This window comes from Novosphingobium sp. FSW06-99 (genome assembly GCF_001519065.1).
Lineage (GTDB): Bacteria > Pseudomonadota > Alphaproteobacteria > Sphingomonadales > Sphingomonadaceae > Novosphingobium.
Genome location: NZ_KQ954257.1, coordinates 172,599 through 198,811, shown reverse-complemented (window position 1 = coordinate 198,811; position 26,213 = coordinate 172,599). Strand labels below are relative to the sequence as shown.

Genomic DNA, 26,213 nt, shown 5'->3' with positions numbered 1-26,213 from the left:
CGCCAACCGACAAGCTGCAAATCGCGCTCTACGAACAACTTGTGACCAAAATAACCGCGCTTTTTGCACGCGCAAACTGGCGCAATCATCGCGCCAATGCAACAGGGCCGCCGGTCGTTCACGACCAGCGGCCCGTTTTGCAGTCCAGCCCGACCAAACCCGGCCCGGACCCGTCAATATTTCTGCTGACGCTCGTAGAGTTCGCGGTAATGCTGAATGCGCGTTACGCGCAGACCCTGCATCCCCGACCGATCGACCGCGCGTTGCCACGAGGCGAATTCTTCGAGCGTCAGGTTGTAGCGTTCGCACACTTCATCGATGGTCAACAGCCCGCCATTGACGGCGGCCACCACTTCTGCCTTGCGGCGCACCACCCAGCGGGTCGTGCTTGGCGGCGGCAGGCTGTCGATCGTCAGCGGCTCGCCCAGGGGTCCGATCACCTGGGAAGGCCTGATCTTCTGGTTTTCAATCATGGCAGTTCTCGTCGGCTTGGCGCGTCGTGCGCTCGATCAGCGGGGTTTCGCGGCTGTCACCATCTGTGCCTTGATTGTCTTTTCGATAGGTTGAATAGGTTGGGTTAACGAGATGTTGCGATCCATCATGGTGTTCGAGCATCTGCGCCGCGCCCCCGTGAAAACTGCCGGGTGGCAAGCGCGCACCGGTCGCGCGTGGCTGGCCCGTGCCCGTCTGCAATCGTCGCAAATCCTGAGCAGCCACCAGCCGGGCGCACAGTTCGCCCCATTCCAGGGGCCGCAGCGCCTGCGTCCCATCGCCCGTATCGAACGTGCGAGAATCGGAAAATGCCATGTTCATGAGGGTCTGTTACCCCCAACGTGGATAAAGGACGGTAAAGGCGCCCTTTACCTGTGATTAGGCATGATTAAGCCGAGGAAACCATAACGCGAGGGCGTTCCCGCCCCCAAACGTCGAGACCATGGCGCGCGCAATCAAAAGCGCCTATGGGGCGCCGATGACAGCCTCCGACACCCCGGTCGCCGATCCGGCGCGCCTGTTCGACTTGCCGCGCCCCGCGCGTGAATGCCGCATTGTTGTTGCCATGTCGGGCGGCGTCGACAGCTCGGTGGTGGCCGCACTCGCGGCCGCCAGCGGCGCCGAAGTGATCGGCGTTACGCTGCAGCTCTATGATTACGGCGCGGCGACCGGGCGCAAGGGGGCCTGTTGCGCCGGCGATGATATCCGCGATGCGCGCGCCGTGGCCGATCGGCTGGGCTTTGCGCACTATGTGTTCGACCACGAATCGGATTTTCGCGCCGCCGTCGTCGAACGCTTTGCCGACGACTATCTGGCAGGCCGCACGCCGATCCCGTGCATCCGCTGCAACATGGGGCCAAAGTTCACCGACTTGTTGCGCATGGCGCGCGATCTGGGGGCCGATTGCCTGGCGACAGGGCATTATGTGCGCCGCGTGGCGGGGCCCGAGGGCATTGCGTTGCACCGCGCGCTCGATCCGGCGCGCGACCAGTCCTACTTTCTTTATGGTACGACCGACGACCAACTGGCCTATCTGCGCTTTCCGCTGGGTGGCCTGCCCAAGAGCGACGTGCGGGCGATTGCCGCCGCGATGGGGCTGGGCGTCGCCGCCAAGCCCGACAGCCAGGACATCTGTTTCGTTCCCGATGGCGACTATGCCCGCGTGGTCAGCGCCATTCGCCCCGAAGGGACGCGGCCCGGCGAGATCGTCCATGCTGCCACCGGGGCGGTGTTGGGCACCCACAAGGGGATCATCCACTACACCGTCGGCCAGCGCCGCGGGCTCGACATCGGCGGTCTGGCCGAACCGCTCTATGTCGTCGCGCTCGACGCAGGGCAGGCGCGCGTGCTGGTGGGGCCGCGCGCCATGCTGGCGGTGGCGCGCGCAAGACTGGGCGATACCAACCGGATCGGCGCGCTGCCCGACGGCGCAACGCTGACCGCCAAAGTGCGCTCGCTGGCCAAGCCCGTGCCGATCACGCTCGAAGGCCCGCTGGGCGAAGGCGCGGCCACCACCATCCGCTTTCGCGATCCCGAACTGGGCGTCGCGCCCGGGCAGGCGGCCGTGCTCTATGCCGGTGAACGCGTGGTCGGCGGCGGCTGGATCGAACAGACCGAGGCCGCCGCCTGAACGATCTTTCCGATTGCTGACATTCATGTCATTATCTCCCAAACAGAAATGGGAGAGACACGATGGCCAGCCTTGCAGCGGCGGATGCCAGACCGGGCGCCACCGGCGATATCCAGACCGATCGCGGCAATCCGCACTGGACCCGCTATCCCGGCGATGCCGCGCTCGATGCGATACCGGGTGAAGATGGCTGGCCGGTGATCGGCACCACGTTCATGCAACTGGCCGATCCCGACCGCTTTGCCCGGCGCATGGTGGCCACGTATGGACCGGTCTATCGCACCCGCAGCTTTGGCCAGCGCGGGGTCGAACTGATCGGGCCCGAAGCCAACGAGCTGGTGCTGTTCGATCGCGACCGGCTGTTTTCCAGCGAACAGGGCTGGGGCCCGCTGCTCAACCTGCTGTTTCCGCGCGGACTGATGCTGATGGACCACGAGGCGCACCGGATCGACCGGCGCGCACTGTCGGTGGCGTTCAAGCCCGAACCGATGAAGGCCTATTGCGACTTGCTGGGCCGCGACATCGCCGCCACCGTGCAGGGCTGGGGCAATGGCGCAGACCGTTTCACCTTGCGCATGTACGACGCGATCAAGGCGCTGACCCTGCAGACCGCCGCCACCAGCTTTCTGGGCATTCCGCTGGGGCCCGAGGCGGACCGGCTGAACCAAGCGTTCACCGCGATGGTCCAGGCGGCGGTCGCCCCGATCCGGCGCCCGCTGCCGTTCACCGCGATGGGGCGCGGCGTGGCCGGGCGTCGGCTGATGGTGGACTGGTTCACCCGCCTGCTCGAAACCCGCCGCGCCGACCCCGGCCAGGACATGTTCAGCCAGTTTGCGCTGGCCACGCGCGAGGATGGCACGCTGCTGCCGCCCGACGTGGTGGTCGATCACATGATCTTTCTGCTGATGGCCGCGCACGACACGATCACGTCGTCGTTCACCACGCTGATCTGGCAACTGGCGCAAAATCAGGACTGGCAGGACCGGTTGCGCGCCGAGGCGCTGGCCACCACCGGCGGCACGGTGCGCGCGCTGGCGCATGGCGATCTGGCGCGGATGGAGCTGACCGACCTGGCGTTCAAGGAAGCCTTGCGCATGATGCCCCCGGTCCCCGCGCTGCCGCGCCGGGCCTTGCGCGATTTCACCTTCATGGGCCACCCTATCCCGGCGGGCACCAATGTCGGCATCAACCCGGCGCTGGTCCATACCGACCCCGGGCTGTGGCCCGATCCCGACCGGTTCGACCCGTTGCGCTTTACCCCCGACAAAGTCGCCGCACGGCACAAATATGCCTGGGTTCCGTACGGCGGCGGGGCGCATATGTGCCTGGGGCTGCATTTTGCCACGATGCAGACACGCATTCTGGCCTATCACGTGCTGACCCGCTATCGCATCGAGGCCGCACCGGGCTATGCCCCGCGCTGGCAGGCCTGGCCGATTCCGCGTCCGCGCGACGGGTTGCGGCTGGAATTGCGGCGAATCTGTTGACGCGCCCGCCCACTGTCGATATGGGCGCGCCTTTCCTGCGGGCTTGCCCGCCTGTTCCGTCGCGCCGGTTGGCCGGGCTTTGCCGCCCAGTTATCCGGACCCACGCACGGGGCATGAACCGGATCAACACTGGCACAAACCCGAGATTGTTCGGCCGCCCCCTGGTTCCGGGGTAACCGAGCGGACCGCACAGGACGAGAAACGAACAGACATGGCCAACACGCCGCAAGCCCGCAAGCGCATCCGTCGCAATGAAAACCGCGCCGCCATCAATGGCGCGCGCCTCTCGCGCATCCGCACTTTCGTCAAGAAAGTCGAAAGCGCCATCGAAGGCGGCGACAAGTCGGCCGCCGCCGAGGCGCTGAAGGCAGCGCAGCCCGAACTGGCGCGTGGCGTGGCCCGTGGCGTGATGCACAAGAACACCGTGGCGCGCAAAGTGTCGCGCCTGTCGAAGCGCGTCGCCGCGCTCTGATTCGCATCGCCCTGGCAGGTCCACTATGGACCTAGTCCCAGGTGATTATGACGAGTGGTGCCTGTCGGGCACCAGCCATGAGGCCGGCGTATTGCACGTCGGCCTTTTTGCTGCCCGTTCGATGACAGATCGGTGACACGGCCGCGCGCGCTAAATGGCGGATTCATCGCGATTCGCGAGGGTCTATAAAATTAATCTTTTGTTTTCATAGCTTTAGAAAATTTCCAAGCTGTCACTTGAGTCAAGGCGATTTATTTCAGATTCTTTGCGCAGTTCCGCTTGCGAATCCCGCCCACTCGCCAATAGACAGGTTGCGACACTCGCCGCGTGGCCGTCTGGCAGAGACAGCTTTCGCGGGCGGGGATCACAGAACTTAAGCAATCAATCGGTCGGTTGGACACATGTCTGATCGGGTGGGGACTTAGTTGCTGTCGCACCAGGGGCTTGGTGTGGCGCGCTCGACATGCGGGACCATAACGTAGTGAAGATCGACGATTACATGACTGGCGCGACCCCCGGACGTGGCCAGCCGCAAGGTGCCAATGCGCGCGGTCTCGGCCAGATGGCGCATGGGCAGACCGACGGACGCAAACCGCGCGATCATGCCCCTGCAGACGACAGCGAAGCGGTCGGCCTGGCCGCCGACTGGGCCGACATCAGCCAAGGCCTGAAAAAGGACCTCGGCCCGCAGCTTCACAGCCAGTGGATCAAGCCGATCCAGGTCGGCACGTTCTGCAAGGAAACCGGCACGCTGGACTTGTTCCTGCCGACCGAGTTTTCCGCCAACTGGGTGTCGGACCGCTTTGCCGATCGCCTGTCGCTGGCCTGGAAGATCGCCCGTTCAGAAGTGCGCCAGGTGCGCATCAGCGTGCACCCGCGCCGCCGTGCGATGCCCGACCTGCGCCTGCCCGGCGAAAGCCCGGCCACCGCGCCGCGCGCGCCCGCCCCGGTCAGCGCGGTCGAGGCGCTGTCGGGCGCCAGCGCCGGGCTCGATCCCTCGCTGACGTTCGCCGAATTCGTGTCGGGCGCGGGCAACGTGCTGGCGGTCAATGCCGCGCAGCGCATGGCCGCGATCGAACAGCCCCAGTTCTCGCCGCTCTACCTCAAGGCCTCGACCGGCCAGGGCAAGACCCACCTGCTCCACGCCATCGGCCACGCCTATGCCGCCGCCCGTCCCGGCGCGCGCATCTTCTACTGCTCGGCCGAACGCTTCATGATCGAATTCGTGCAGGCCATGCGCAGCCACGAAATGATCGAATTCAAGGCGCGCTTGCGCGGATTCGACTTGCTGCTGGTCGATGACATCCAGTTCATCATCGGCAAATCGAGCACCCAGGAAGAATTCCTCCACACCATCGATGCCCTGCTGGGCGCTGGCAAACGCCTGGTCGTCGCCGCCGATCGTGCGCCCCAGGCGCTCGACGGGGTCGAACAACGCCTCCTGTCGCGCCTGTCGATGGGCCTGGTCGCCGATATCCAGCCCGCCGACATCGATCTGCGCCGCAAGATCCTCGAACACCGCCTGACCCGCTTCGGTTCGACCGCAGTGCCCGCCGATGTCATCGAATTCCTTGCCCGCACGATCAATCGCAACGTGCGCGAACTGGTCGGCGGACTCAACAAACTGATCGCCTATGCCCAGCTCACCGGCCAGCCGGTTTCGCTGCAACTCGCCGAGGAACAACTCACCGATATCCTGTCGGCCAATCGCCGCCGCATCACCATCGATGAAATCCAGCGCGCGGTGTGCCAGTTCTATCGCGTCGACCGCACCGAAATGGCCTCCAAACGCCGCGCCCGCGCGGTCGTGCGCCCACGCCAGGTCGCCATGTACCTCGCCAAAGTGCTCACCCCCCGCTCCTACCCCGAAATCGGCCGCAAGTTCGGCGGCCGCGATCACTCCACCGTGATCCACGCCGTCCGCCTGATCGAGGAACTGCGCACCCGCGACGCCGAAATGGATGGCGATGTACGGACACTGTTGCGGCAACTGGAAGACTGAGCGGAGGCTGAAACATGCCTCCGGCGGTTGTTTGAAGATGCCTCCGGCGGGCGTTTGAAGTATGCCTCCGGCGGGCAAGGGCCATCGCCCTTGCATCCCGTTATCGTCATAACCTGTATGCCGCCGCGCTGTTGCGCCCCGCCGCGAAGCGGCAGGATTGTCTCCCGGCGACAGGTCGAACCAAGACCAAACTCAGGGGATGCAAGGGCAATAGCCCTTGCCCGCCGGAGGCCGTTGACGCCCGCCGAAGGCCCTTAAAACGCCCCCCGATCAGACGTCGAGATTGGCGACGTTCAGCGCATTGTCCTGGATGAATTCGCGGCGGGGTTCGACGACATCGCCCATCAGGCGGGTCAGGATTTCGTCGGTCACGTCGGCGTCTTCGATCTTGACCTGCAGCAGCGTGCGGTGGTCGGGATCGAGCGTGGTCTCCCACAATTGGTCGGCGTTCATTTCGCCCAGGCCCTTGTAGCGCTGGACGGCCAGGCCCTTGCGCCCGGCAGCGAACACCGCGTCGAGCAACTGGCTGGGGCGGCCGATGGCATCGCCGGTGGTGGAGGCGCGTACGGGGGTCGCAGCGGCGGTATCTTCATCATCGCCGGTCGGGGCCTCGACGGGTTCGGCGGCGGCGGCGCTGGTGCGCACGAGGCGGGCCTTGCCGTCATAGACTTCGGCCTGTTCGGCGGCGAGGCGGTGGAGGCGGCGGGCTTCCTGGCTGACCAGGAAGCCGGGTTCGATCACGTGGTGGTCGGTCACGCCGCGCCACAGGCGCTGGATCAGGTATCCGCCTTCGGCCGCAATCTGCGCGCTCCAGCGGGCTTCGGGATCGCCACGATCGAGCCAGGCGGCGCCGCGCGCCAACGCGGCGGGGCGGGTTTCGTCGGTCAGCGCGGGATCGAACGCACCGGCCAGGGCCAGCGCCTCGACAATGGCGGGGTCATAGCGGCGCGGGACAAAGGCCATCAGGTCGCGCAGTTTGAGCGCGTGATCCATCAGCGTGACCAGGTCGGCGCCGGTGCGCGCGCCGCCGGCGGTTTCCAGCACCCGCCCGGCCAGGCCGGCATCGACCAGATAGCGGTCGAGCGCGGCGTTGTCTTTCAGATAGACTTCGCTGCGACCCTTGGAGACTTTGTACAGCGGCGGCTGGGCGATGAACAAGTGGCCCTGGCGGATGATTTCGGGAAGCTGGCGGTGGAAGAACGTCAGCAGCAGGGTGCGGATATGCGCGCCGTCGACATCGGCGTCGGTCATGATCACGATCTTGTGGTAGCGCAGCTTTTCGATGTTGAAATCGTCGCGGATGCCGGTGCCCATGGCCTGGATCAGCGTGCCGACTTCCTTGGAGCTGATGATGCGGTCAAACCGCGCGCGCTCGACGTTGAGGATCTTGCCCTTGAGCGGCAGGATCGCCTGGATCGTGCGGTCGCGACCCTGTTTGGCCGAGCCGCCGGCCGAATCGCCTTCGACCAGGAACAGTTCGCATTTGCTGGGATCGCGTTCCTGGCAATCGGCCAGCTTGCCGGGCAGGCTCGCGATATCCATCGCGCCCTTGCGCCGGGTCAGTTCGCGGGCCTTGCGCGCGGCTTCGCGCGCGGCCGCGGCGTCGATCACTTTGTGGATGACGGCCTTGGCATTGGCGGGGTTTTCTTCCAGCCACTGGTTCATTTTGTCGGCCATCAGGCTTTCAAGCGGCTGGCGCACTTCGGAACTGACCAGCTTGTCCTTGGTCTGGCTGGAAAACTTGGGATCGGGCAGTTTGACCGAGACGATCGCGGTCAGCCCTTCGCGCATGTCGTCGCCCGACAGGGTGACTTTTTCCTTTTTGAGCAGGCCCGAGCGTTCGGCATAGCCGTTGATCGTGCGGGTCAGCGCGGCGCGGAACGCGGCGAGGTGCGTGCCACCGTCGCGCTGTGGGATGTTGTTGGTGAAACACAGCACGTTTTCATAATAGCTGTCGTTCCACTGCAACGAGACATCGATGCCGACACCGTCGCGATTGGCCGAGATGGCGATCGGATCGGGCACCAGCGGCTGTTTGTTGCGATCGAGATATTTGACGAACGCCGCAATACCGCCTTCGTAATAGAGATCGTGTTCCTTGACTTCGGCATGGCGCTTGTCGCGCAGCAGCACGCGCACGCCCGAATTGAGGAACGCCAGTTCCCGATAGCGGTGTTCCAGCTTGTCGAAATCGTACTCGGTGACGTTCTTGAAGGTGTCGTGGCTGGCAAAAAAGGTCACGCGCGTGCCCTTTTTCATCTTGCCATCGATCACCGGCGCGGGTCCGCGTTCGATCAGCGGGGCAACGGCATCGCCATGCTGAAAGCGCATCCAGTGTTCCTTGCCGTCGCGCCAGATCGTCAGTTCCAGCCATTCGGACAGCGCGTTGACCACCGACACGCCCACGCCATGCAACCCGCCCGAAACTTTGTAGGCATTGTCGTCGCTGGTGTTTTCGAATTTCCCGCCCGCGTGGAGCTGGGTCATGATCACTTCGGCGGCGGAAATGCCTTCTTCGGAATGGATGCCGGTGGGAATGCCGCGCCCGTTGTCTTCGACCGAAACCGACCCGTCGGGGTTCAGTTCGATCAGCACCAGATCGCAATGCCCGGCCAGCGCTTCGTCGATGGCGTTGTCGGACACTTCAAACACCATGTGGTGCAGGCCCGATCCGTCGTCGGTGTCGCCGATATACATGCCGGGGCGTTTGCGCACCGCATCGAGCCCCTTGAGGACTTTGATCGAATCCGCGCCATAGGCATTGGTGTTGGGGATGTTTTCGTTGGTACTGGCCATCGTTTCGCCATAGCACCTGTCACAGGAATCCCAAGCTAAACCGCCACGTTTTGCACAGTGGCAAGCACGATGTCATCGATCGGCGGCGCGGGATTGTGCTTGGCCGGGATCATGGCACAACAGGGGCGATGCACCACGCTCTTGCCTCGCTGATTCTCGCCGCCGCGTTGATCGCCCCCGTGGTTCATGCCGCGCCCGATGCGGATGAGACCGCGTTTCGCCAGACTTATCGCACGCTGGTCGAAACCGACACCACGCTGGCGCATGGCGATTGCACGCTGGCGGCATCGCGCATGGCCGAAGTGTTGCTGGCGGCGGGCTTCACCCCCGATCGGCTGATCGCTTATGCCGCGCCCGGGCATCCGCGCGAAGGCGGGCTGGTGGCAATCTGGCCGGGGCGGTCGACCACGCTCAAACCGCTGTTGCTGATGGCGCATATCGATGTGGTCGAGGCACGGCGCGAAGACTGGCCGCGCGACCCGTTCGCGCTGGTCGAGGCGGATGGCTATTTCCACGCGCGCGGCGCCTATGACGACAAGGCGCATGCGGCAATCTTTGTCGATGCCATGGCGCGGCTGGCGCACGACCATGCCCGCCCCAAACGCACGATCAAGCTGGCGCTGACGTGCGGCGAGGAAACCAACGGCGCGTTCAACGGCGCGCAGTGGCTGGCCGAAAACCGCCGCGATCTGATCGATGCCGCGTTTGCGCTGAACGAGGGTGGCGGCGGGCGCACCAATGGCAAGCCGGTCATGGCAGGCGGCAAGATCATCGCCCAGACCATCCAGGTGGGCGAGAAGACCTTTGCCAATTTCCGCCTGGAAACGCGCAATCGCGGCGGGCACAGCTCTGCCCCGCGCCCCGACAATGCGATCTATCAATTGGCGCACGCGCTCGACCGGATCGAGGCATACCGCTTTCCGGTCGAATTCACCGACACCACGCGCGCCTATTTCCGCAGCGTTGGCGCAGCGCGTGGCGATGCCACCGGGCGCGCGATGGTCGCGCTGGCCGCGGACCCGACCGACAAGGCCGCGTTGTGGCAGGTGGATACCGACGCGTTCCTGCATGCCAATATCCGCACCACCTGTGTGGCCACCATGCTCGATGCCGGGCATGCCCCCAACGCGCTGCCGCAGCGGGCGGGCGCCACGGTCAATTGCCGCATCTTTCCCGGCCACAGCGTCGAGGAGATCGGGCATCAATTGGAGCGCGTGATCGGCGATCCCGAAGTGAGCGTGACCGCGCTGGCGCCCTTGCGCCCCGCGCCGCCACCGCCGCCGCTCGACCCCGCCGTGCTCGATCCGGCGCGGCGGCTGGTGGCGCAATACTGGCCGGGCGTGGTGCTCGCGCCCCAGATGGCCAATGGCTATACCGATGCGACATTCCTGACCGCCGTCGGCATCCCGACTTATGGCGTGCCGGGGCTGTGGAGCGATCCCGACGGCAATGGCGTCCACGGCCAGGACGAACGCATCGAAGTGCAATCGCTGCTGACCGGGCGAAAGTTTCTGAACGCGTTGATCCGCGTTTACGCATTCTAGTATTTGGGGGAGAACATCGATGATCGCACGCATTCTGGCCGGGGTGGCGCTCGCCACGCTGGCAAGCCAGGCCGCCCATGCCGAACAGGACCCGACCGAGACTGCGTTTCGCGCGACCTACAAGGAACTGGTCGAAACCAACACCACGCTGTCGAGCGGCAGTTGCACGCTGGCCGCGCAGCGGATGGGCGCGCATCTGAAGGCGGCGGGCTTTTCCGACGACCAGATCACCTATTTCGCCACGCCGGAACATCCCAAAGAGGGCGGGCTGGTCGCGGTGCTGCCCGGCACGTCGAACGCCGAAAAGCCGATCCTGCTGCTGGCGCACCTCGACGTGGTGGAAGCCAAGCGCGCCGACTGGACCCGCGACCCGTTCACGCTGATCGAGGAAGGCGGCTATTTCTGGGCACGCGGCACTCTGGATGACAAGGCGATGGCTGCAATCTGGGTCGATACGCTGGCGCGGCTGAAGGCGGGCCAGGTCAAGCTGCGCCGCACGGTCAAGCTGGCGCTGACCTGTGGCGAGGAAACCAGCGGCGCGTTCAACGGCGCCGAATGGCTGGCGCACAACAAGCGCGATCTGATCGACGCCGCCTTTGCCATCAACGAGGGCGGCGGCGGCCGCACCGACGGCAAGGGCCTGTCCGAAGGCGGGCATCTGGTGGCGATGTCGGTGCAAGTGGGCGAAAAGGCCAGCCAGGACTATCGCGTCGAAACGCGCAACGCCGGGGGCCACAGCTCGATCCCGGTGCGCGACAACGCGATCTACGAACTGTCGGATGCGCTGCTGCGGCTGCGCGATTATGATTTTCCCGCGGAACTGAACGACACCACGCGCGCGTTCTTTGCCAGGGCAGGTGCCGTCTATGGCGGGCCGGCGGGCCAGGCGATGCAGACCGTGGCCAGCGCCGCACCGGGCAGCGATGCCTTCAAACAGGCGGTGGCGCTGCTCGATCACGATCGCAGCTTTCACTCGACGCTGCGCACCACCTGTGTTGCCACCATGCTCAATGGCGGCCATGCCACCAATGCGCTGCCCCAGCGCGCCGATGCGATCGTCAATTGCCGCATCTTTCCCGGCCACAGCTTTGCCGAAATCAACACCGAGCTGACCAAAGTGTTCAACGATCCGGGCGTGACCGTCACCACCACCGACCCCGATCACCCGCTGGCCAAGGCCCCGCCGATGGACCCCACGGTGATCGGCCCGATCGAAACGCTGAGCGCGAAATATTTCCCCGGCGTGCCGCTGGTGCCGACGATGTCGACCGGCGCCACCGACGGCATCTATCTGGAAGCCGTCGGCATCCCGACATATGGCGCGCCGGGCATCTGGGCCAACCCCGACCTCAACGGCATCCACGGGTTGAACGAACATCTGGAAGTGGCCGCGCTGCTGAAAGGCCGCGCGTTCCTCTATGACCTGGTGCTGGCCTACGCGAAGTGAGATAAGCCCGGTTTAGCCCAAAAACCCGGCCAGCACGTCGGCGACGGCGGTCATGCCCGCCGCGTTGGGGTGGTAATAGGTGCCGTCATTGTTCGCGCGGTCGGCGTGGTTGCCGTTGACCCACGGCGTGGCAGAACAGATGGCGTGGGCGCGCGACAACGCGTCAACCGGTGCGATTTCGGCATGGGTATCGTGCGCGGCGCGGGCGGTGATGTCGGACAAGTGCGCGGCGACGCCCCGCAAGGCCTGCTGTTCGGGCTCGGTCAGGCCGGTCTGCGTGCAGGTCTCGCCCGGCGCGAACAGCGTGAAATACTGCACCAGGATCACCCGGGCCTGTGGCGCGCGGGTGTGAATCATGGCGATCGCGGTGTGCAGCGTCTGCGCCAGATGGGCCTCATCCTCGGCGGTGGGCAGCTTTACCGGCGGGCACGGGCCCTGAAAGATCGCCCGCGCCTGCTCGGGCGGGATGCGCGGGCAGGTCATCGCCATGACCGTGCCCAGATAGTTGAGATCGTTGCCGCCGACGGTGATGGTGACCAGCCGGGTCTGCGCGGTCACCGCATCGATCTGCGCAGGCACTTCGTCCCAGGCCTGCAGGATGTGCACGGCCCTGGCCCCCGAACAGGTGACGTCGGTCAGGGCCAGGTGCAGCCGGCCGGCGAGCAAGTGGGCATAGTTGGCGTCTGATCGCGCGCAGCGGTTGGGCGGCGTGTCGGCACTTTGCGCGATCCACGGCCCGGCCGCATAGGAACTGCCCATCGCGACATAGCCGCTGCCGGGCGCAAGGGATTTCGCCACAGCAAAGGCAGGGAACAGCAGGGCAAGCATGGCCCAGGTCAAGGCAGTGCGCATGGCAGTATCCTCTCGCCGCGGAAACACAGACATAGGCAATTCATCCAGTCGGCGTAAAGTGCGGCCGTATCGATCGGGAAAGGTGCGCGATGAAGCGGGTGTTGCTGGGGCTGGGCGTGCTGCTGCTCGTGCTGGCGGGTGGCTGGCTGTGGGTGTCGCCGCTCGGCGCGATGCACGCGCTGAAACTGTCGGCGCAGGCGGGCGATCGCGAAGCGCTGGCGCAAGAGGTGGATTTTCCCGCCGTGCGCCAATCGTTGAAAGACCAGTTGAACGCGGCGCTGCTGCGCGGCGGGGATCATTCGGGCGGGCTGGGCGCGATCGGCGCGCTGTTCGTGGCGGCGATCGGCGACCGGGTGGTCGATGCGGTGATCAGCCCCGACGGGATCAGCACGCTGGTCGATGCTGGCAAGCTGCGCAAGTCGGGGCAGGATGACGATCACGGCACGCGCGCGCATTGGGTAATCACCCGCCAGGGGCTGAACCGGTTTACCGCGCAGCCGGTGCGCGGCACCGACGACCGCCCGCCGACACTGGTGTTCACGCGCACCGGGCTGTCGTGGCGCCTGACCGATATCGTGCTGCCGGTGGATGCGGCGAAATAGACGCTATTTCAGGAAATCGCGGATCGCATCGTTGAGGAACTTGCCGTCGCCCGGCCCGGCGGCGGCGCCCGCCGGGTGGCCCCACAGGCTGGGGATCGGTTTGAACACCACATGGCGGATGAACCCCGCCTCGTAGCGGGCATCGCCGACCGGAAAATAGAGATCGGTGGCACCGGGCATATAGAGCACCGGGGCGGTGATGCTGCGCAGCGCGTGTTCGATATTGCCGTCGTGTCCGGGCGTGGTGCCGACATCGTGGCGTTGCCAGGCACGGGCCTGCAGGATCAAGTTGTTGGCATCGGCGCCGGGGATGAATTTTGTGCGATAATCGGCCAGGACTTGGGTAAAAGTCGTGCCTGCGGGCGCGCCCTGGCGCCACAGTTCGCGGCGCCACCATTCCTGCGAATAGAGCCAGGCGGTCCACACCAGATTGAACGCCTCGATCCCCTTGGCCGGCTGCACGATGTAATCGCCCCCGGCAAACACCGGGTCGGCGGTGATCGCGGCAATCTGGCTTTCCAGCCGGACCACGCCGTGGCCATAGGTTTTGGCGGTGGCGGCGGTGACCACGATGCGGTCGGCAAAGTCGGGATGGCTGACCGCCCACTGGAACGCCTGTTGCCCGCCCATCGAAAAACCGATCACCGCGCGCACATGGGTCACGCCGAATTCATGCGCCAGCAACTGGCGCACCGCTTCGACATTGTCGCGGATGGTGGTGACCGGAAAACGCGGTCCGTGGAACGGTTCGGGGGTGTTGCTGGGCGAGCTTGAGCGGCCATTGCCGAACATTTCAGTGGCAACGATGAAATACCGGTCGGGATCGAGCGACAGCCCTTTGCCGATCAGCCATTCATAGCCGTGCCAGTCGGCCATATAGTGCGACGGGACCAGGATCACATTGTCCTTTGCCGCATTCAGGCGTCCGTACGTGCCATAGACGATCCTGGCCTCGGGCAGCACCGCGCCGGATTCGCTGGCGAAATTGCGGATGGCAAACACGTGTTCGGCGCCCTGCGGCGCGGCGGGGGTTTGCGCCGACACGCTCGAAGCCATCAGCATCAGGATAAACAGGCCACCAAGGCGCAGCAGGGGCATCGGCTTGACTCCGCATCGGGCCTGCCAACGGGCCCGTTGCGACAGCGTGGCGCAATGACCCCCGGGGCGCAATGTCCCCGAAGGTCATTGCCCGGATCATCCGACGTAGGGCGTCAGCACGATTTCCACACGGCGGTTGGCGGCGCGTCCGGTAATCGTGGCGTTCGATGCGATCGGTTCGGTCTTGCCGAACCCTTCGACATGCATGCGCGCCGGGATCACCGCGCGCTCCGACAGGTAATCGGCGACCGAAAAGGCGCGTTTTTCCGACAGGGTCTGGTTGTAGGCCATGCTGCCGATCGCATCGGTGTGGCCATCGACATCGATATAGGTGGCGGAATATTTCGACAGCGTCTGCGCCACGGCATCGAGCACCGGGCGGAAACGGGGTTGGATATCGTATTTGTCGAACGCGAACGTCACGTCGCTGGGCATTTCCAGCACGATCTGTTGCCCGCGCCGCACCACATCGACCCCGGTTCCGCGCAAGTCGTTCTGCAGCACCTGGTACTGCGTGTCGATATAGGCGGGAGCGTCGGCATAGGCGACCGGCACGATACCGGATTCGACGATCGCGGTGTGGCGCACGGCATAATCGGGAATGGCAGGCACAAACATCACGCGCGACACGCCTTGCACCACCACGCGATCGGCGCCGGTCGCGACCCGTTCGCCCGCCCGCATCGTGCCATTGGCGACCGGCGTGGCCGACAGCGACGCCGCGTGCGCCGCGCCGTTGACCGGTGCGGTCAACCCGGCAGGCTTTGCGGTCGTGGCCACTTTGGCCGGCTTTGGCGTGCGCGGGGCAGCATGATGCGTGGTGTTGGCGGTGCTGGCCGCGCCGTCGATGCCGACATTGCCGTCAACCGACAGACCGCGCCCCAATCCACCGCCGAAGCCGCCGCCCAATCCGCCACCGAGCCCACCGCCCAGCCCGCCACCCAAACCACCGCGCAACTGGGCATGGGCGGGGCCGCACAGCGCAACGGCCAGTGCGAGCGAGATCGTCGTGGTCAGGACTTTGGTCATCGTTCGTCTCCTTGATCGCTGCCGGGGGTAATCCGCACCGGCTTGTGCTGGAGAGACGGATGGGCCGCGCGGTTTGATCCACGCGGCCGAAAATTTTTTCAAAGGCCCTGTCGGCATGCCGCGCACAAGATGCCCCGCCCGGTGCGCGCACCCGCGTGCACCGCCTCCTGATCGGCGCGGCGCAGCGTGGCGCGCACGTCGTCGTCGGTCGACAACGCGGCCAGCCGTGCCGCCACCAGCGGCGCGGCGAACGATGTGCCGCGCAAGGCATGCGCGCGCCCGTCGAGACCGATCGCGGTCAGGTCGGCGCCCGGCGCCGCGTAATCGAGATGCGAGGCGTGGCCCGCCTCGAACAACACGCGGTTGTGACCATCAACAGCGGTGACCGCGACCACGCCGGGATAGGATGCCGGATAGGCGGGCGGCGCTGCGGCGCCGTCGTTGCCGACCGCCGCGACCACGATCATGCCATGCGTCTGCACGATCGCCACGGCATGCGCCAGCAGCGGATTGGCCGGCCCCACCAGGCTGATCGAGACGACGCGTTGCCCACGCGCCTGCATCCAGCCGAGCGCGCGCACGATCGCCAGCGCATTGCCCCCGGCGGGATCGGTGCCATAGACATCGGCGACCGCAATATGCCCGATTCCGGCACCGGCCAGCAGCGACACGATCGCACGGGCATGGCCATCGGGATGCGGGGCACCGCTGGCAAACCCGGCCTGCGCGGTCAGGCCCGGATCGGGCGGCACCCCCCCGTCGATCACCCCGACCGAGGCGCCCTGCGGCACGGCGGGCAGCGCCGCACCGGCCGCCGCGCGACCCGATGCACCGGCGGGGAAATGAAGGCTGTCCGACGTGATCGTGTGGCCGGGCAGTGCATGACGCAAGGCACGGATGGCCGACCCGAGCGCCTTGCCGGGCGGGGTCTGCAGCCGGGCATAGGCGATCCCCAGCCCGCCCGCATCGCCCTGTTCGACCACGGTGAACCCGGCCTGCGCGGCCAGACGCAGCGCCGCCGGATCGGGATCGAGCAGCAGCACTTCGTGCGCGCGCGCAGGCGCTCCGGTGTCGTCGCGTTCGACGCTGTCGCGGTGATCATGCACAAACCGGTCGATCCGATCGATGCGGATCGTGCCGAGATTGCCAACCGTCTGATCGAGCGCGGCCGTGGTGGTGTGCAAGGTATCCTGGACCGCGCCATCGACCCGGCCCAGCACGCCATCGACCACGGGCAGGACGCGGATCTGCGCTGTGGCGGCGGCGGGGATCAGCGCAGCCAGCAGGCCGGGCAGGACATATCGCAAGGTCTGGGCGTTCATGGGCTTGTCCGTTCCAGGAAAAAGTCGCAACTGTCCGGATTAAACGTTGATGCCCGTCCGTTTCTCTCAGCGAAAGGCACAAATAGGTGCATCCGGCCGTTTTCGGTGAAGAGCTGGTGACATTGCTGCCGCGCATGCGGCGGTTTGCCCGCAGCCTGACCCGTGATGCGACCGATGCCGACGATCTGTGCCAGATGACCATCGAACGCGCGCTGAAATCCTGGCAACAGTGGCAGGGTGGTTCGCGGCTTGATGCCTGGGTGTTTCGGATCATGCGCAATATCTGGATCGATGAAGGCCGCGCCCGCACGCGGCGCAAGCAGACCTTCGCGCCCGAAGCGGATGGCGACGCCGTCGGCGATCGCGGCGATGCCGCAATCGAGGCCCATGCCGAACGCGGCAATGTGGACCGCGCGATGGCGCGACTGCCCGCCGACCAGCGCGAGGCGGTCATGCTGGTGCTGGTCGAAGGGTTTGCCTACAAGGAAGCGGCAGAGATCCTGGGCTGCCCGATGGGCACGCTGACATCGCGGCTGGTGCGCGGGCGCGAAGCCTTGTTGCGCGAACTGGGAGAAGCGCGATGACCGTGACCGCCGAACAGATTGCCGCCTTTGTCGACGACGAACTCGACGCCACCGCGCGGGCGCAAGTGGCCGAAGCGGCGCTGCGCGATCCCGCGATTGCCGCACGGATCGCCGCTGAACGCGATCTGCGCGAAACCTTGCGCGCGCATTTCGCGCCTATGGCCGACCTGCCCGTGCCCCAGGACTGGGTCGATACGATCCGCCAGGCGCGTGCCGATCCGGTGGTCACCAGTCTGGATGCGATGCGCGCGCGGCGCAGTTGGGGGCGGGGCTGGGCCGGCGCGGCGATGGCCGCATCGCTGGTGATCGGCGTGGGCATCGGCGCGCAATTGCACCGCGACGGGCCGCTGGTGGCCGGGCCCGGCGGATTGATCGCCGCGGGCGATCTGGCGCGGACGCTCGACCGGCAACTGGCATCGGCGCAAGACGGCGCGCCGATCCGCATTCTCGGCACATTCCGGCGCCAGGGGGGCGATCTGTGCCGGGTGTTTGCAGGGGCGGTCGCCTCGGGCATCGCCTGTCATGGCCATGCGGGCTGGCAGATGGAACAAGTGCGCCCCGGTGTCGCGCCCGAACGCGGCGCCTATGCGCAGGCCGGTTCGGGCGAGGGCGATCTGATGGCGGCGGCGCAGGCGATGGCGACGGGCGACCCGCTCGATGCCGATCACGAACGCACCGCGCGCGAACACGGCTGGCAATGACCAATTGTGCAAAAAGCATCGCCGGAACGACTCGGTGCTTGACGAGCGAGTCACTGATGTGGTGCAACCTGCGCATGCGTCATGAAGTGGTCATGCGGTTATCCCATTGCTTCCCCAGCCGGGGCAGCGGAGCCCCCGCATGGAATGGCCGGACCGGAGCATGCTTCACAAGGCGTTGATGGATAGGGCGGCTGCGGCCAGGCCCCACGGTGGCGATGCCACCGAACGGTTTGATATTGCGCGTTATGTGGGCGATACGGGGTTTGCCGGACACGGCAGCAGCCGGCATCTGTCAAACTGTCCGGCGCTGGTGCTCAACGCCGATTACACGCCGCTCAGCTATTACCCGCTCAGCCTGTGGCCGTGGCAGACCGCGATCAAGGCGGTGTTCCTCGAACGCGTGGACATCATCGCGACGTATGAGCGCGCGGTGCACAGCCCCTCGCTCGACATGAAGATCCCGTCGGTGATCGCGCTGCGCCAATATGTGCGGCCCAGCGAATTTCCGGCGTTCACCCGGTTCAACTTGTTCCTGCGCGACAAGTTCATGTGCCAGTATTGCGGCAGCCATGAACACCTGACTTTCGATCATGTGGTGCCGCGTCGGCTGGGCGGGCGCACGACATGGGAAAACGTCGCCGCCGCCTGTGCCCCGTGCAACATGAAAAAGGGCGGACGCACCCCCGAACAGGCGCATATGCGGCTGATCGAGGAACCGATCCGCCCGACCACCTGGCAATTGCAGGACAAGGGCCGCGCGTTCCCGCCCAATTACCTGCACGATAGCTGGCGCGACTGGCTCTATTGGGATGTCGAGCTGGAAGGGTGAACCCCATCCAGCTTTGACGCGCCGATCAGGAACAGCGCCAGCGCCACCAGACCGATCAGGGTCGCCAGCACCATCGGCATTGTCGGCAGATAGATCCAGGCATCGGGCCCGCTGCAATGCGCCAGCGCCTGGGCATAGAGCGGCGGGCCGATGATCTGCGCGATTGCGCCGACCGATTGCACCGCACCCTGCAATTCACCCTGGCTGCGCGCATCGACGGCCTGGCTGTTCAGCCCCGCAATCGAGGCCTGCACAAAGCCTTCAAGCGAACCGACGGCAATCGCCAGATAGACCATCCAGGTCGCCGTGGCGGTGGTGTAGAGCACGGTCGCCGCGACCAGCCCGGCGACGCCCAGCATGACCGCGCGGCGTTCGCCCAGCAGCGGCAGCACCCGGCGCAGCCCGAGCCCCTGCACCAGCGCCGAGCTGAGCCCGACCATTGCCAGCGCCAGCCCGACCTGCCGCGCGGTAAAGCCATAGGCGGCAATCGCCATATAGGACCACACCGCCGGATAGACGATGTGCGACAATTGCCACACGCCCAGCGCCGCGACAAACCACAGCACCGTCTCATTCTGCCCGCGCAGCGCGCGCAGCGATGCCAGCGCATTGGCCTGGCGCCAGTCGAACGCACGGCGGTTTTCAGGGGCCAGCGATTCCTGCAGAAAAAACAGCCCGAACGCGAAATTGGCCAGCGCCAGCAGCGCGGCGGCCAGGAACGGCAGGCGCGGTTCGATCGTGCCCAGAATGCCGCCAAGCGCCGGGCCGATGACAAACCCCACCCCGAACGCCAGCCCGACCAGGCCAAAGCTGGCGGCGCGCTTTTCGGGCGGCGTGATATCGGCGATATAGGCATAGGCGGCGGAAAAACTGGCCCCGGTCACCCCCGCCAGCAGCCGCCCGACGATCAGCCAGCCGAACACCGGCGCGCCCCATTGCAGCAGGTAATCGAGCCCGAGCGCCAAGATTGCCACCAGCATCACCGGGCGGCGCCCAAACCGGTCTGACAGATTGCCGATCACCGGCGCGCAGACGAACTGCATCATCGCATAGCCCGCGCTCAGCCACCCGGCATAGCCCGCCGCCACGCTGATCGGTACACGGGCCAGATGCATGATCAGCCCGGGCAGCACCGGAATGACAATGCCGAACCCCAGCATGTCGATCAGCACGACGACGAACACAAATCCAAGCGAAGCGCGATGCAGCATGCGGTGTCGTCCCGTGTGTGGGGCGGTGGGCGGTACTTTCGAACCAGCGCTCAGGCCACTTTCAGGCGTTTGCCCAGTGCGGCTTCACATTCGTCGAGCAGATTGCCGATGATCGTCGCGACTGGCAACTCGGCAGTGACCAGCCCGACCGATTGCCCGGCCATCACCGATCCGCGTTCGACATCGCCATCGATCACCGCACGGCGCAACGCACCTGCCCAGAAATGTTCAATTTCCAGTTGCGCGGCGCCCATGTCGAGACTGCCGTCATTGAGTGCCCGGGCAACCTCGATCTGTTTGGCGGTGAATTCCTCGGTGCCTTTGTTCTTCAGCGCACGCACCGGGATCACCGGCAGACGCGGATCGACCTGGACCGAGGTGATGGCATCGCGCGCGTTGGCGCGAAAGAACGCCTTCTTGAAATCGGGATGGGCAATCGATTCGGTGGCGGCGGCAAACCGCGTACCCAATTGCACCCCGGCCGCGCCCATTTCCAGATAGCTGGCCATCGCCTCACCCCGGCCGATCCCGCCAGCCACGAACACCACATGGTCTTCGGCCAGCGCGGGCAGGAATTCCTGCGCCAGCACGCCGGTCGACACCGGGCCGATATGGCCGCCCGCTTCGCTGCCTTCGATCACCAGCGCATCGGCGCCGCTGCGGAACAGTTTTCTGGCCAGCGCGATGGTCGGGGCAAACACCAGCACTTTGGCGCCAAACGCCTTGATCGCCTCGATGCTGCCCTTCGGCGGAATACCGCCTGCCAGCACGACATGGCTGACCCGGTGCCGGGCGGTCACCGCGATCAGGTCAAACAGCATCGGGTGCATGGTAATCAGGTTCACCCCGAATGGCCGATCGGTCAGCGCGCGGGTGGCGGCAATTTCGGCATCAAGCAGTTCGGGCGTCATCGCGCCGCATGCGATCACGCCGAACCCGCCGGCATTGCTGATCGCGGAAACCAGATTGCGTTCGGACACCCAGCTCATCGCACCGCACAGGATGGCATGGTCGCTGCCAAGAAATTCGGCGCCACGTGCCATAAGGGCCGCTGTCTTTGGATAGGCGGTCATGGTATTTGTTATCCCCGATGTCCTGGATTTTGTCCCGATCCGGCGTTCCTGCCCCCGGACAGCCGCCTGGCGCCCCTTTAGGGTGGGTCGTCGGGCTCGGCAAGCGTCGCGGCATCGCGCGGGCATTGATCGTCCAATGCGATTTCTCTGACAATTTTATAGCATTTTGTCGATCAACCACGGGTTGCTAGGCCATCGTCATCACTCACGCAAAGGGGACCACCATGAACGCCGAAAGCAAATGTCCGTTCCACGCCGGAACCAGCCGCGCCGCCAGTGCCAACAGCCAGTGGTGGCCAAACCGGCTCGACTTGTCGGTGCTGGCGCAACATTCGTCGCTGGTCAGTCCGCTGCCGGGTGATTTCGATTACCGCGCCGCATTCAAGGCGCTGGATCTTGACGCCGTCAAGGCCGACCTGTTCGCGCTCATGACCGACAGCCAGGACTGGTGGCCGGCCGATTTTGGCCACTATGGCCCGCTGTTCATCCGCATGGCCTGGCACAGCGCGGGCACCTATCGCATTTTCGACGGGCGCGGCGGCGCGGGCACCGGCAACCAGCGGTTTGCCCCGCTCAATTCCTGGCCCGACAACGTCAATCTCGACAAGGCGCGGTTGCTCCTGTGGCCGATCAAGCAGAAATATGGGCGCGCGCTGAGCTGGGCCGATCTGATGATCCTGACGGGCAATTGCGCGCTTGAATCGATGGGCCTGCCGACGGCCGGGTTTGGTGGCGGACGCGAAGACGTGTGGGAACCGGAAATCGACATCGACTGGGGCCCCGAAGCACAATGGCTGGGCGATGAACGCTATAGCGGGGATCGCGAACTGGCCGATCCGCTGGGCGCGGTGCAGATGGGGCTGATCTATGTGAACCCCGAGGGGCCCGATGGCACCCCCGATCCGCTCGCGTCGGCGCGCGACATCCGCGACACGTTTGCGCGCATGGCGATGGACGATGCCGAAACGGTGGCGCTGATCGCGGGCGGACACACTTTTGGCAAGGCGCATGGCAACGGCGATGCCGCGCTGCTGGGCCCCGAACCCGAGGCCGCGCCGATCGAGGCGCAAGGGCTGGGCTGGATCAGCGCCAATCGCACCGGGCGCGGGATCGATGCGATCACCAGCGGGCTCGAAGGATCGTGGACGACCGATCCCGTCCGCTGGGACAATGGCTATTTCGACATGCTGTTCGGCCACGAGTGGGAACTGACCAAAAGCCCGGCCGGCGCGCACCAGTGGAAACCCAAGGGCGATGCCGGGGCAGGCACCGTGCCCGACGCGCACGATCCGTCGCTGCGCCACCAGCCGATGATGTTCACCAGCGACATCGCGCTGCTGGCCGATCCGGCGTACCGCGCGATTTCCGAAGATTACCACCGGAACCCCGACAAGCTGGCCAAGGCCTTTGCCGAAGCCTGGTTCAAGCTGACCCATCGCGACATGGGCCCGATCACCCGCTATCTGGGCAGCGAGGTGCCGACCACCCCGCGCATCTGGATGGACCCGGTGCCCGCGCCCCAACACCCGCTGATCGATGCCAACGACATCGCCGCGCTGAAGGTGCAGATCCTGGCCAGCGGGCTGTCGGTGTCGCGGCTGGTGGCAACCGCGTGGGCCTCGGCCTCGACCTTCCGCCATTCGGACAAGCGCGGCGGCGCCAATGGTGCGCGCATCCGGCTGGCCCCGCAAAAGGACTGGGCGGTCAACGATCCAGCCGAACTGGCCGAGGCCCTGGCAGTGCTCGAAGGCGTGCAGGCCACGTTCAAGGCCTCCGGCAAGCATGTCAGTCTGGCCGATCTCATCGTGCTCGGCGGGGCGGCGGCGGTCGAGGCGGCGGCGCGTGCGGCAGGACACGTCGTGACGGTGCCGTTCACGCCGGGTCGTACCGACACGGACCAGGCGCAGACCGATGTGGCTTCGTTTGCGGTGCTGGAACCCAAAGTCGACGGGTTCCGCAATTTCCGCAGTGGCACCTTGCGCCTGTCGGAGGAAGAACTGCTGGTCGACCGGGCGCAATTGCTGGGGCTGACCGCGCCGGAAATGACCGTGCTGGTCGGCGGCCTGCGCGTGCTGGGCGCCAACAGCGCCGACAGCCCGCTGGGCCTGTTCACCGATCGCCCCGGGGTGTTGAGCAACGATTTCTTCCGCACCCTGCTGGCCGCGAGCACCAGCCATGTCTGGCGCGAAACCGCGCCCGGCGTGTTCACCGCGCATGATCGCAAGACCGGTGCGGCGTCGCTGCAGGCCAGCCGCGTCGATCTGATCTTCGGATCGAATTCGCAATTGCGCGCGCTGTCCGAAGCTTATGCCACCGACGATGCCGAAGCCGCCTTTGTGGCCGATTTCATCAAGGCCTGGACCAAAGTGATGGACGCCGACCGCTTCGACCTGGCGTAACCAAAAATCCTCCCCAGAATGGGGAGGGGGACCACCCGAAGGGTGGTGGAGGGGCTTCGCCTTGGGCACGCCATCTCGGGCATGGCGCAATCCGGTGACGCCCCTCCACCACCCTTCGGGCGGTCCCCCTCCCCGTGCCGGGGAGGATTTACAACGGCTTATTCAGCGTCGAGGCCGTAGGCGGTGTGCAGCACGCGCACCGCCAACTCGGTTTCATCCGAATCGATCAGCACCGAAACCTTGATTTCCGACGTGCTGATCGCCTGGATGTTGATGGCGCGATCGGCCAGCGCCTTGAACATCGTCGCGGCCACGCCCGCATGGCTGCGCATGCCGACGCCGACCACCGAGATCTTCGACACTTTGGGGTCGGTGCTCAGCTTTTCATAGCCGATGTCGGCCCGGTTCGATTCAAGCACCGCCTTGGTGCGTTCCAGATCGGCCTGCGGCACGGTGAACGTGACGTCGGTGTCGGTATCGGCCCGCCCGACATTCTGGATAATCATGTCGACGTTGATGTTCGCCTCGGCCAGCGGGCCGAAAATCAGGGCGACCGCACCCGGACGGTCGGGCACTGCGGTCAGGATGACTTTGGCGTCGTTCTTGTCGGCGGCGATGCCGGTGATCAACTGGCGTTCCATATCGAGGCCCTCAAGTTCTTCGTCTGACACGATCATCGTGCCGGGCAGGGTGTCGGCGGCAGGCGCGGTCTCGTCGATGAACGAGGACAGCACTTGCACGCGGACCTTTTCCTTCATCGCCAGGCTGACCGAGCGGGTCTGGAGCACTTTCGAACCGACCGAGGCCAGCTCGAGCATTTCTTCATAGGTCACGTTCTTCAGCTTGCGCGCCTTGGCGACGATGCGCGGGTCGGTGGTATAGACCCCGTCGACATCGGTATAGATATCGCAGCGATCGGCCTTGATCCCCGCGGCCACCGCCACTGCCGACGTGTCCGATCCACCCCGACCCAGCGTGGTTATGCGATTGTCGCCCGACAGGCCCTGAAACCCGGGAATCACCGCGATTTCGCCCGCCGCCATCGAGGCCAGCAGCGCATCGGTGGTGATGCCCTCGATCCGCGCCTTGGATGCGGCATCGTCGGTGTGGATCGGCAATTGCCAGCCCAGCCACGACCGCGCCTTGCACCCCAGCGCCTGCAAGTGCAGCGCGAGCAGGCCCGAGGTCACTTGTTCGCCGCTGGCAACCACCACGTCATATTCCGCCGGATCGTAGAGCGCGCTGGCTTCGCGGCAAAAATTGACCAGGCGGTCGGTCTCGCCGGCCATCGCCGACACCACCACTGCCACTTCGTGCCCGGCGGCCTGCTGGCGCTGCACGATCCGCGCAACGCGGCGGATGCGCTCGGTTCCGGCCATCGAGGTGCCGCCGAATTTCATCACGATGCGGGCCAAGGGGCTGCTCCAACCAGTGAAAGATTATTTCCCATACGGCCCATGGACCGCGTTCGCGGGGCGCTTTAGGGGTGGGCAATGAGCAATGCAACACCGATTCCGGCGACGATCCGCCCCGATGAAGCCGCCCACTTCGGGCGATTGGCCGATGACTGGTGGGACCCGGCCGGGTCTTCGGCCATGCTCCACCGACTCAATCCGGTGCGGTTGGGCTTTATCCGCAGCGCGATCGACGCGCATTTCGGTGCCGAACGCCGCACGATGCGGCCTTTGGCGGGCCGCCGCGCGCTCGATGTGGGCTGCGGCGCGGGGCTGTTGGCCGAACCGCTGGCACGGCTGGGCGCCGAAGTGAGCGGGGTTGACGCCGCGCCCGACAATATCCGCGTGGCCGCCGCACATGCTCAGGCGGGCGGCCTGGCGATCACCTACCGCTGCGGTGATGTGGCGGACCTGGGCCTGACCGGGTTCGATCTGGTGACCAGTATGGAGGTGGTTGAACACGTTGCCGACAAGGCCGCGTTCCTGGCCGCGCTGGCACAGGCGCTGGCCCCGGGCGGACTGATGATCCTGTCGACCCCCAACCGCACCGCCGCCTCGCGGCTGTTGCTGGTCGAAGGCGCCGAACGGTTGGGCATGGTGCCGCGCGGCACGCACCACTGGCACGATTTCGTCACGCCGATCGAACTGCACGATCTGCTGGCCGGGGCCGGGCTGACCATGGGCAACCCGCAAGGCATCGCGTGGAGCCCCACGGCGGGTCTGCACCTGTCGGACAATCTGGCGCTGAACTACATCGTCACGGTGACGCGCGGCGCCTGATCATTTGCCGCCGGGCAGGAACTTTTCGATCAGTTCGCGCGCCAGTCGCGCGGGCCGCAGTGTTTCGGCATCGATGCAGCACCAGCTCGATTGCACTTCGGCCAGCACGTCCTCGCCGCGCTTGATCACCGTCTGGTACATCGCGCGCGCGCCCTGCACTTTTTCCAGCACGACATGCGCGATCGGCGCGTCGTTGAGGAAGGTCGGGCGGCGATAGGTAATCTCGTGCTTGAGCGCGACCCACAAGTGCGCCGCGACCGCCTCGGCCGGCGCGAGCGCACGCCAGTGGTCGATCACCGCATCCTGCACCCATTTCAGGTAGGACGCGTTGTTGACATGACCCATGAAGTCAATGTCGGCAGGATCGATGGCGATCGCGAAAAGATGGGGAATGGCAGGGCTCACCCAT

Annotated in this window: 23 protein-coding genes; 12 read left to right on the top strand and 11 right to left on the bottom strand. The window is 65.8% G+C overall.

Annotation, left to right across the window (positions count from 1 at the left end; translation table 11 throughout):
- Positions 1–173: 173 nt before the first annotated feature.
- Both AQZ49_RS13495 and AQZ49_RS13490 read right to left on the bottom strand, forming a co-directional pair.
- Complete coding sequence (locus AQZ49_RS13495) at positions 174–473, bottom strand: CtrA inhibitor SciP (RefSeq protein ID WP_067616481.1); 300 nt, start codon at positions 471–473, stop codon at positions 174–176.
- Positions 466–813, bottom strand: coding sequence for a hypothetical protein (locus AQZ49_RS13490; RefSeq protein ID WP_067616479.1), 348 nt, complete (start codon positions 811–813; stop codon positions 466–468). Before AQZ49_RS13490 ends, AQZ49_RS13495 begins: the two co-directional genes overlap by 8 nt.
- A 157-nt stretch (positions 814–970) precedes the next feature.
- Between AQZ49_RS13490 and mnmA the strand changes: the two genes are divergently transcribed.
- The 4 genes from mnmA (at position 971) to dnaA (ending at position 6,083) form a co-directional block, all read left to right on the top strand.
- Positions 971–2,122 carry a tRNA 2-thiouridine(34) synthase MnmA gene (mnmA, locus tag AQZ49_RS13485; protein WP_369819132.1) on the top strand — a complete coding sequence of 384 codons (1,152 nt, stop codon included), beginning with the start codon at positions 971–973 and terminating at the stop codon, positions 2,120–2,122.
- 62 nt (positions 2,123–2,184) lie between these two features.
- Positions 2,185–3,609, top strand: a complete 1,425-nt coding sequence (locus AQZ49_RS13480; protein WP_067616476.1) for a cytochrome P450 — start codon at positions 2,185–2,187, stop codon at positions 3,607–3,609.
- A 211-nt stretch (positions 3,610–3,820) separates the two neighbouring features.
- Entirely contained in the window at positions 3,821–4,081 is a 261-nt protein-coding gene (rpsT, locus tag AQZ49_RS13475; protein WP_067616474.1) for a 30S ribosomal protein S20, read from the top strand.
- A 562-nt stretch (positions 4,082–4,643) separates the two neighbouring features.
- Entirely contained in the window at positions 4,644–6,083 is a 1,440-nt protein-coding gene (dnaA, locus tag AQZ49_RS13470; protein WP_231739235.1) for a chromosomal replication initiator protein DnaA, read from the top strand.
- A 270-nt stretch (positions 6,084–6,353) separates the two neighbouring features.
- Here the strand turns inward: dnaA and gyrB are convergent, their stop codons facing one another.
- The gene (gene gyrB, locus AQZ49_RS13465; protein ID WP_067616470.1) at positions 6,354–8,879 is read right to left on the bottom strand and encodes a DNA topoisomerase (ATP-hydrolyzing) subunit B; all 2,526 of its coding nucleotides are present in this window, start codon (positions 8,877–8,879) and stop codon (positions 6,354–6,356) included.
- Positions 8,880–9,007: 128 nt separating this feature from the next.
- Here gyrB and AQZ49_RS13460 point away from each other — a divergent pair, with 128 nt between their 5' ends.
- Complete coding sequence (locus AQZ49_RS13460) at positions 9,008–10,423, top strand: M20/M25/M40 family metallo-hydrolase (RefSeq protein ID WP_067616468.1); 1,416 nt, start codon at positions 9,008–9,010, stop codon at positions 10,421–10,423.
- 19 nt (positions 10,424–10,442) lie between these two features.
- A complete protein-coding gene (locus AQZ49_RS13455) occupies positions 10,443–11,870 on the top strand; it encodes a M20/M25/M40 family metallo-hydrolase (RefSeq protein ID WP_067616466.1) in 1,428 nt (475 codons plus the stop codon).
- A gap of 12 nt (positions 11,871–11,882) precedes the next feature.
- Here the strand turns inward: AQZ49_RS13455 and AQZ49_RS13450 are convergent, their stop codons facing one another.
- Positions 11,883–12,722, bottom strand: coding sequence for an SGNH/GDSL hydrolase family protein (locus AQZ49_RS13450; protein ID WP_067616464.1), 840 nt, complete (start codon positions 12,720–12,722; stop codon positions 11,883–11,885).
- An 89-nt stretch (positions 12,723–12,811) separates the two neighbouring features.
- Between AQZ49_RS13450 and AQZ49_RS13445 the strand changes: the two genes are divergently transcribed.
- Positions 12,812–13,324 carry a DUF2939 domain-containing protein gene (locus AQZ49_RS13445; protein ID WP_067616462.1) on the top strand — a complete coding sequence of 171 codons (513 nt, stop codon included), beginning with the start codon at positions 12,812–12,814 and terminating at the stop codon, positions 13,322–13,324.
- Between the two features lie 3 nt (positions 13,325–13,327).
- Here the strand turns inward: AQZ49_RS13445 and AQZ49_RS13440 are convergent, their stop codons facing one another.
- From AQZ49_RS13440 to AQZ49_RS13430, 3 genes are all read right to left on the bottom strand, one after another.
- Positions 13,328–14,422 carry an alpha/beta fold hydrolase gene (locus tag AQZ49_RS13440; RefSeq protein WP_082701771.1) on the bottom strand — a complete coding sequence of 365 codons (1,095 nt, stop codon included), beginning with the start codon at positions 14,420–14,422 and terminating at the stop codon, positions 13,328–13,330.
- A gap of 96 nt (positions 14,423–14,518) precedes the next feature.
- The gene (locus AQZ49_RS13435; protein WP_067616460.1) at positions 14,519–15,451 is read right to left on the bottom strand and encodes an OmpA family protein; all 933 of its coding nucleotides are present in this window, start codon (positions 15,449–15,451) and stop codon (positions 14,519–14,521) included.
- 98 nt (positions 15,452–15,549) lie between these two features.
- A complete protein-coding gene (locus tag AQZ49_RS13430) occupies positions 15,550–16,773 on the bottom strand; it encodes a S8 family serine peptidase (protein WP_067616458.1) in 1,224 nt (407 codons plus the stop codon).
- A gap of 86 nt (positions 16,774–16,859) precedes the next feature.
- On the opposite strand from AQZ49_RS13430, the gene AQZ49_RS13425 reads away from it, so the two are divergent.
- The 3 genes from AQZ49_RS13425 to AQZ49_RS13415 all read left to right on the top strand — a co-directional run bounded on the left by AQZ49_RS13425 (position 16,860) and on the right by AQZ49_RS13415 (position 18,887).
- Complete coding sequence (locus tag AQZ49_RS13425; RefSeq protein ID WP_255355426.1) at positions 16,860–17,357, top strand: RNA polymerase sigma factor; 498 nt, start codon at positions 16,860–16,862, stop codon at positions 17,355–17,357.
- Positions 17,354–18,058 (top strand): hypothetical protein, encoded by a 705-nt coding sequence (locus tag AQZ49_RS13420; RefSeq protein WP_067616456.1) that lies wholly within the window; start codon positions 17,354–17,356, stop codon positions 18,056–18,058. The genes AQZ49_RS13425 and AQZ49_RS13420 overlap by 4 nt, the downstream gene beginning before the upstream one ends.
- Positions 18,059–18,218: 160 nt before the next feature.
- A complete protein-coding gene (locus tag AQZ49_RS13415) occupies positions 18,219–18,887 on the top strand; it encodes an HNH endonuclease (RefSeq protein WP_082701784.1) in 669 nt (222 codons plus the stop codon).
- Here the strand turns inward: AQZ49_RS13415 and AQZ49_RS13410 are convergent.
- A complete protein-coding gene (locus tag AQZ49_RS13410; protein ID WP_067616454.1) occupies positions 18,860–20,098 on the bottom strand; it encodes an MFS transporter in 1,239 nt (412 codons plus the stop codon). The genes AQZ49_RS13415 and AQZ49_RS13410 overlap by 28 nt on opposite strands.
- A gap of 50 nt (positions 20,099–20,148) precedes the next feature.
- The gene (locus AQZ49_RS13405) at positions 20,149–21,171 is read right to left on the bottom strand and encodes an NAD(P)H-dependent flavin oxidoreductase (RefSeq protein ID WP_067616452.1); all 1,023 of its coding nucleotides are present in this window, start codon (positions 21,169–21,171) and stop codon (positions 20,149–20,151) included.
- A 224-nt stretch (positions 21,172–21,395) separates the two neighbouring features.
- On the opposite strand from AQZ49_RS13405, the gene katG reads away from it, so the two are divergent.
- Positions 21,396–23,570: a catalase/peroxidase HPI gene (gene katG / locus AQZ49_RS13400; protein WP_067616450.1), complete on the top strand. Its 2,175-nt coding sequence runs from the start codon at positions 21,396–21,398 to the stop codon at positions 23,568–23,570.
- Positions 23,571–23,728: 158 nt separating this feature from the next.
- Here the strand turns inward: katG and AQZ49_RS13395 are convergent, their stop codons facing one another.
- Positions 23,729–24,970 carry an aspartate kinase gene (locus AQZ49_RS13395; protein WP_197411041.1) on the bottom strand — a complete coding sequence of 414 codons (1,242 nt, stop codon included), beginning with the start codon at positions 24,968–24,970 and terminating at the stop codon, positions 23,729–23,731.
- 93 nt (positions 24,971–25,063) lie between these two features.
- On the opposite strand from AQZ49_RS13395, the gene ubiG reads away from it, so the two are divergent.
- Positions 25,064–25,804: a bifunctional 2-polyprenyl-6-hydroxyphenol methylase/3-demethylubiquinol 3-O-methyltransferase UbiG gene (ubiG, locus tag AQZ49_RS13390; RefSeq protein WP_067616446.1), complete on the top strand. Its 741-nt coding sequence runs from the start codon at positions 25,064–25,066 to the stop codon at positions 25,802–25,804.
- Here the strand turns inward: ubiG and AQZ49_RS13385 are convergent, their stop codons facing one another.
- Complete coding sequence (locus AQZ49_RS13385; protein WP_067616444.1) at positions 25,805–26,209, bottom strand: acyl-CoA thioesterase; 405 nt, start codon at positions 26,207–26,209, stop codon at positions 25,805–25,807.
- Between the last annotated feature and the right edge of the window lie 4 nt (positions 26,210–26,213).

Coding starts and splice junctions, on each gene's coding strand:
- AQZ49_RS13495 (WP_067616481.1), bottom strand. CDS start 473: ATGATTGAAAACCAGAAGATCAGGCCTTCCCAGGTGATCGGACCCCTG.
- AQZ49_RS13490 (WP_067616479.1), bottom strand. CDS start 813: ATGAACATGGCATTTTCCGATTCTCGCACGTTCGATACGGGCGATGGG.
- mnmA (WP_369819132.1), top strand. CDS start 971: ATGACAGCCTCCGACACCCCGGTCGCCGATCCGGCGCGCCTGTTCGAC.
- AQZ49_RS13480 (WP_067616476.1), top strand. CDS start 2,185: ATGGCCAGCCTTGCAGCGGCGGATGCCAGACCGGGCGCCACCGGCGAT.
- rpsT (WP_067616474.1), top strand. CDS start 3,821: ATGGCCAACACGCCGCAAGCCCGCAAGCGCATCCGTCGCAATGAAAAC.
- dnaA (WP_231739235.1), top strand. CDS start 4,644: ATGGCGCATGGGCAGACCGACGGACGCAAACCGCGCGATCATGCCCCT.
- gyrB (WP_067616470.1), bottom strand. CDS start 8,879: ATGGCCAGTACCAACGAAAACATCCCCAACACCAATGCCTATGGCGCG.
- AQZ49_RS13460 (WP_067616468.1), top strand. CDS start 9,008: ATGCACCACGCTCTTGCCTCGCTGATTCTCGCCGCCGCGTTGATCGCC.
- AQZ49_RS13455 (WP_067616466.1), top strand. CDS start 10,443: ATGATCGCACGCATTCTGGCCGGGGTGGCGCTCGCCACGCTGGCAAGC.
- AQZ49_RS13450 (WP_067616464.1), bottom strand. CDS start 12,722: ATGCGCACTGCCTTGACCTGGGCCATGCTTGCCCTGCTGTTCCCTGCC.
- AQZ49_RS13445 (WP_067616462.1), top strand. CDS start 12,812: ATGAAGCGGGTGTTGCTGGGGCTGGGCGTGCTGCTGCTCGTGCTGGCG.
- AQZ49_RS13440 (WP_082701771.1), bottom strand. CDS start 14,422: ATGCCCCTGCTGCGCCTTGGTGGCCTGTTTATCCTGATGCTGATGGCT.
- AQZ49_RS13435 (WP_067616460.1), bottom strand. CDS start 15,451: ATGACCAAAGTCCTGACCACGACGATCTCGCTCGCACTGGCCGTTGCG.
- AQZ49_RS13430 (WP_067616458.1), bottom strand. CDS start 16,773: ATGAACGCCCAGACCTTGCGATATGTCCTGCCCGGCCTGCTGGCTGCG.
- AQZ49_RS13420 (WP_067616456.1), top strand. CDS start 17,354: ATGACCGTGACCGCCGAACAGATTGCCGCCTTTGTCGACGACGAACTC.
- AQZ49_RS13415 (WP_082701784.1), top strand. CDS start 18,219: ATGCTTCACAAGGCGTTGATGGATAGGGCGGCTGCGGCCAGGCCCCAC.
- AQZ49_RS13410 (WP_067616454.1), bottom strand. CDS start 20,098: ATGCTGCATCGCGCTTCGCTTGGATTTGTGTTCGTCGTCGTGCTGATC.
- AQZ49_RS13405 (WP_067616452.1), bottom strand. CDS start 21,171: ATGACCGCCTATCCAAAGACAGCGGCCCTTATGGCACGTGGCGCCGAA.
- katG (WP_067616450.1), top strand. CDS start 21,396: ATGAACGCCGAAAGCAAATGTCCGTTCCACGCCGGAACCAGCCGCGCC.
- AQZ49_RS13395 (WP_197411041.1), bottom strand. CDS start 24,970: ATGAAATTCGGCGGCACCTCGATGGCCGGAACCGAGCGCATCCGCCGC.
- ubiG (WP_067616446.1), top strand. CDS start 25,064: ATGAGCAATGCAACACCGATTCCGGCGACGATCCGCCCCGATGAAGCC.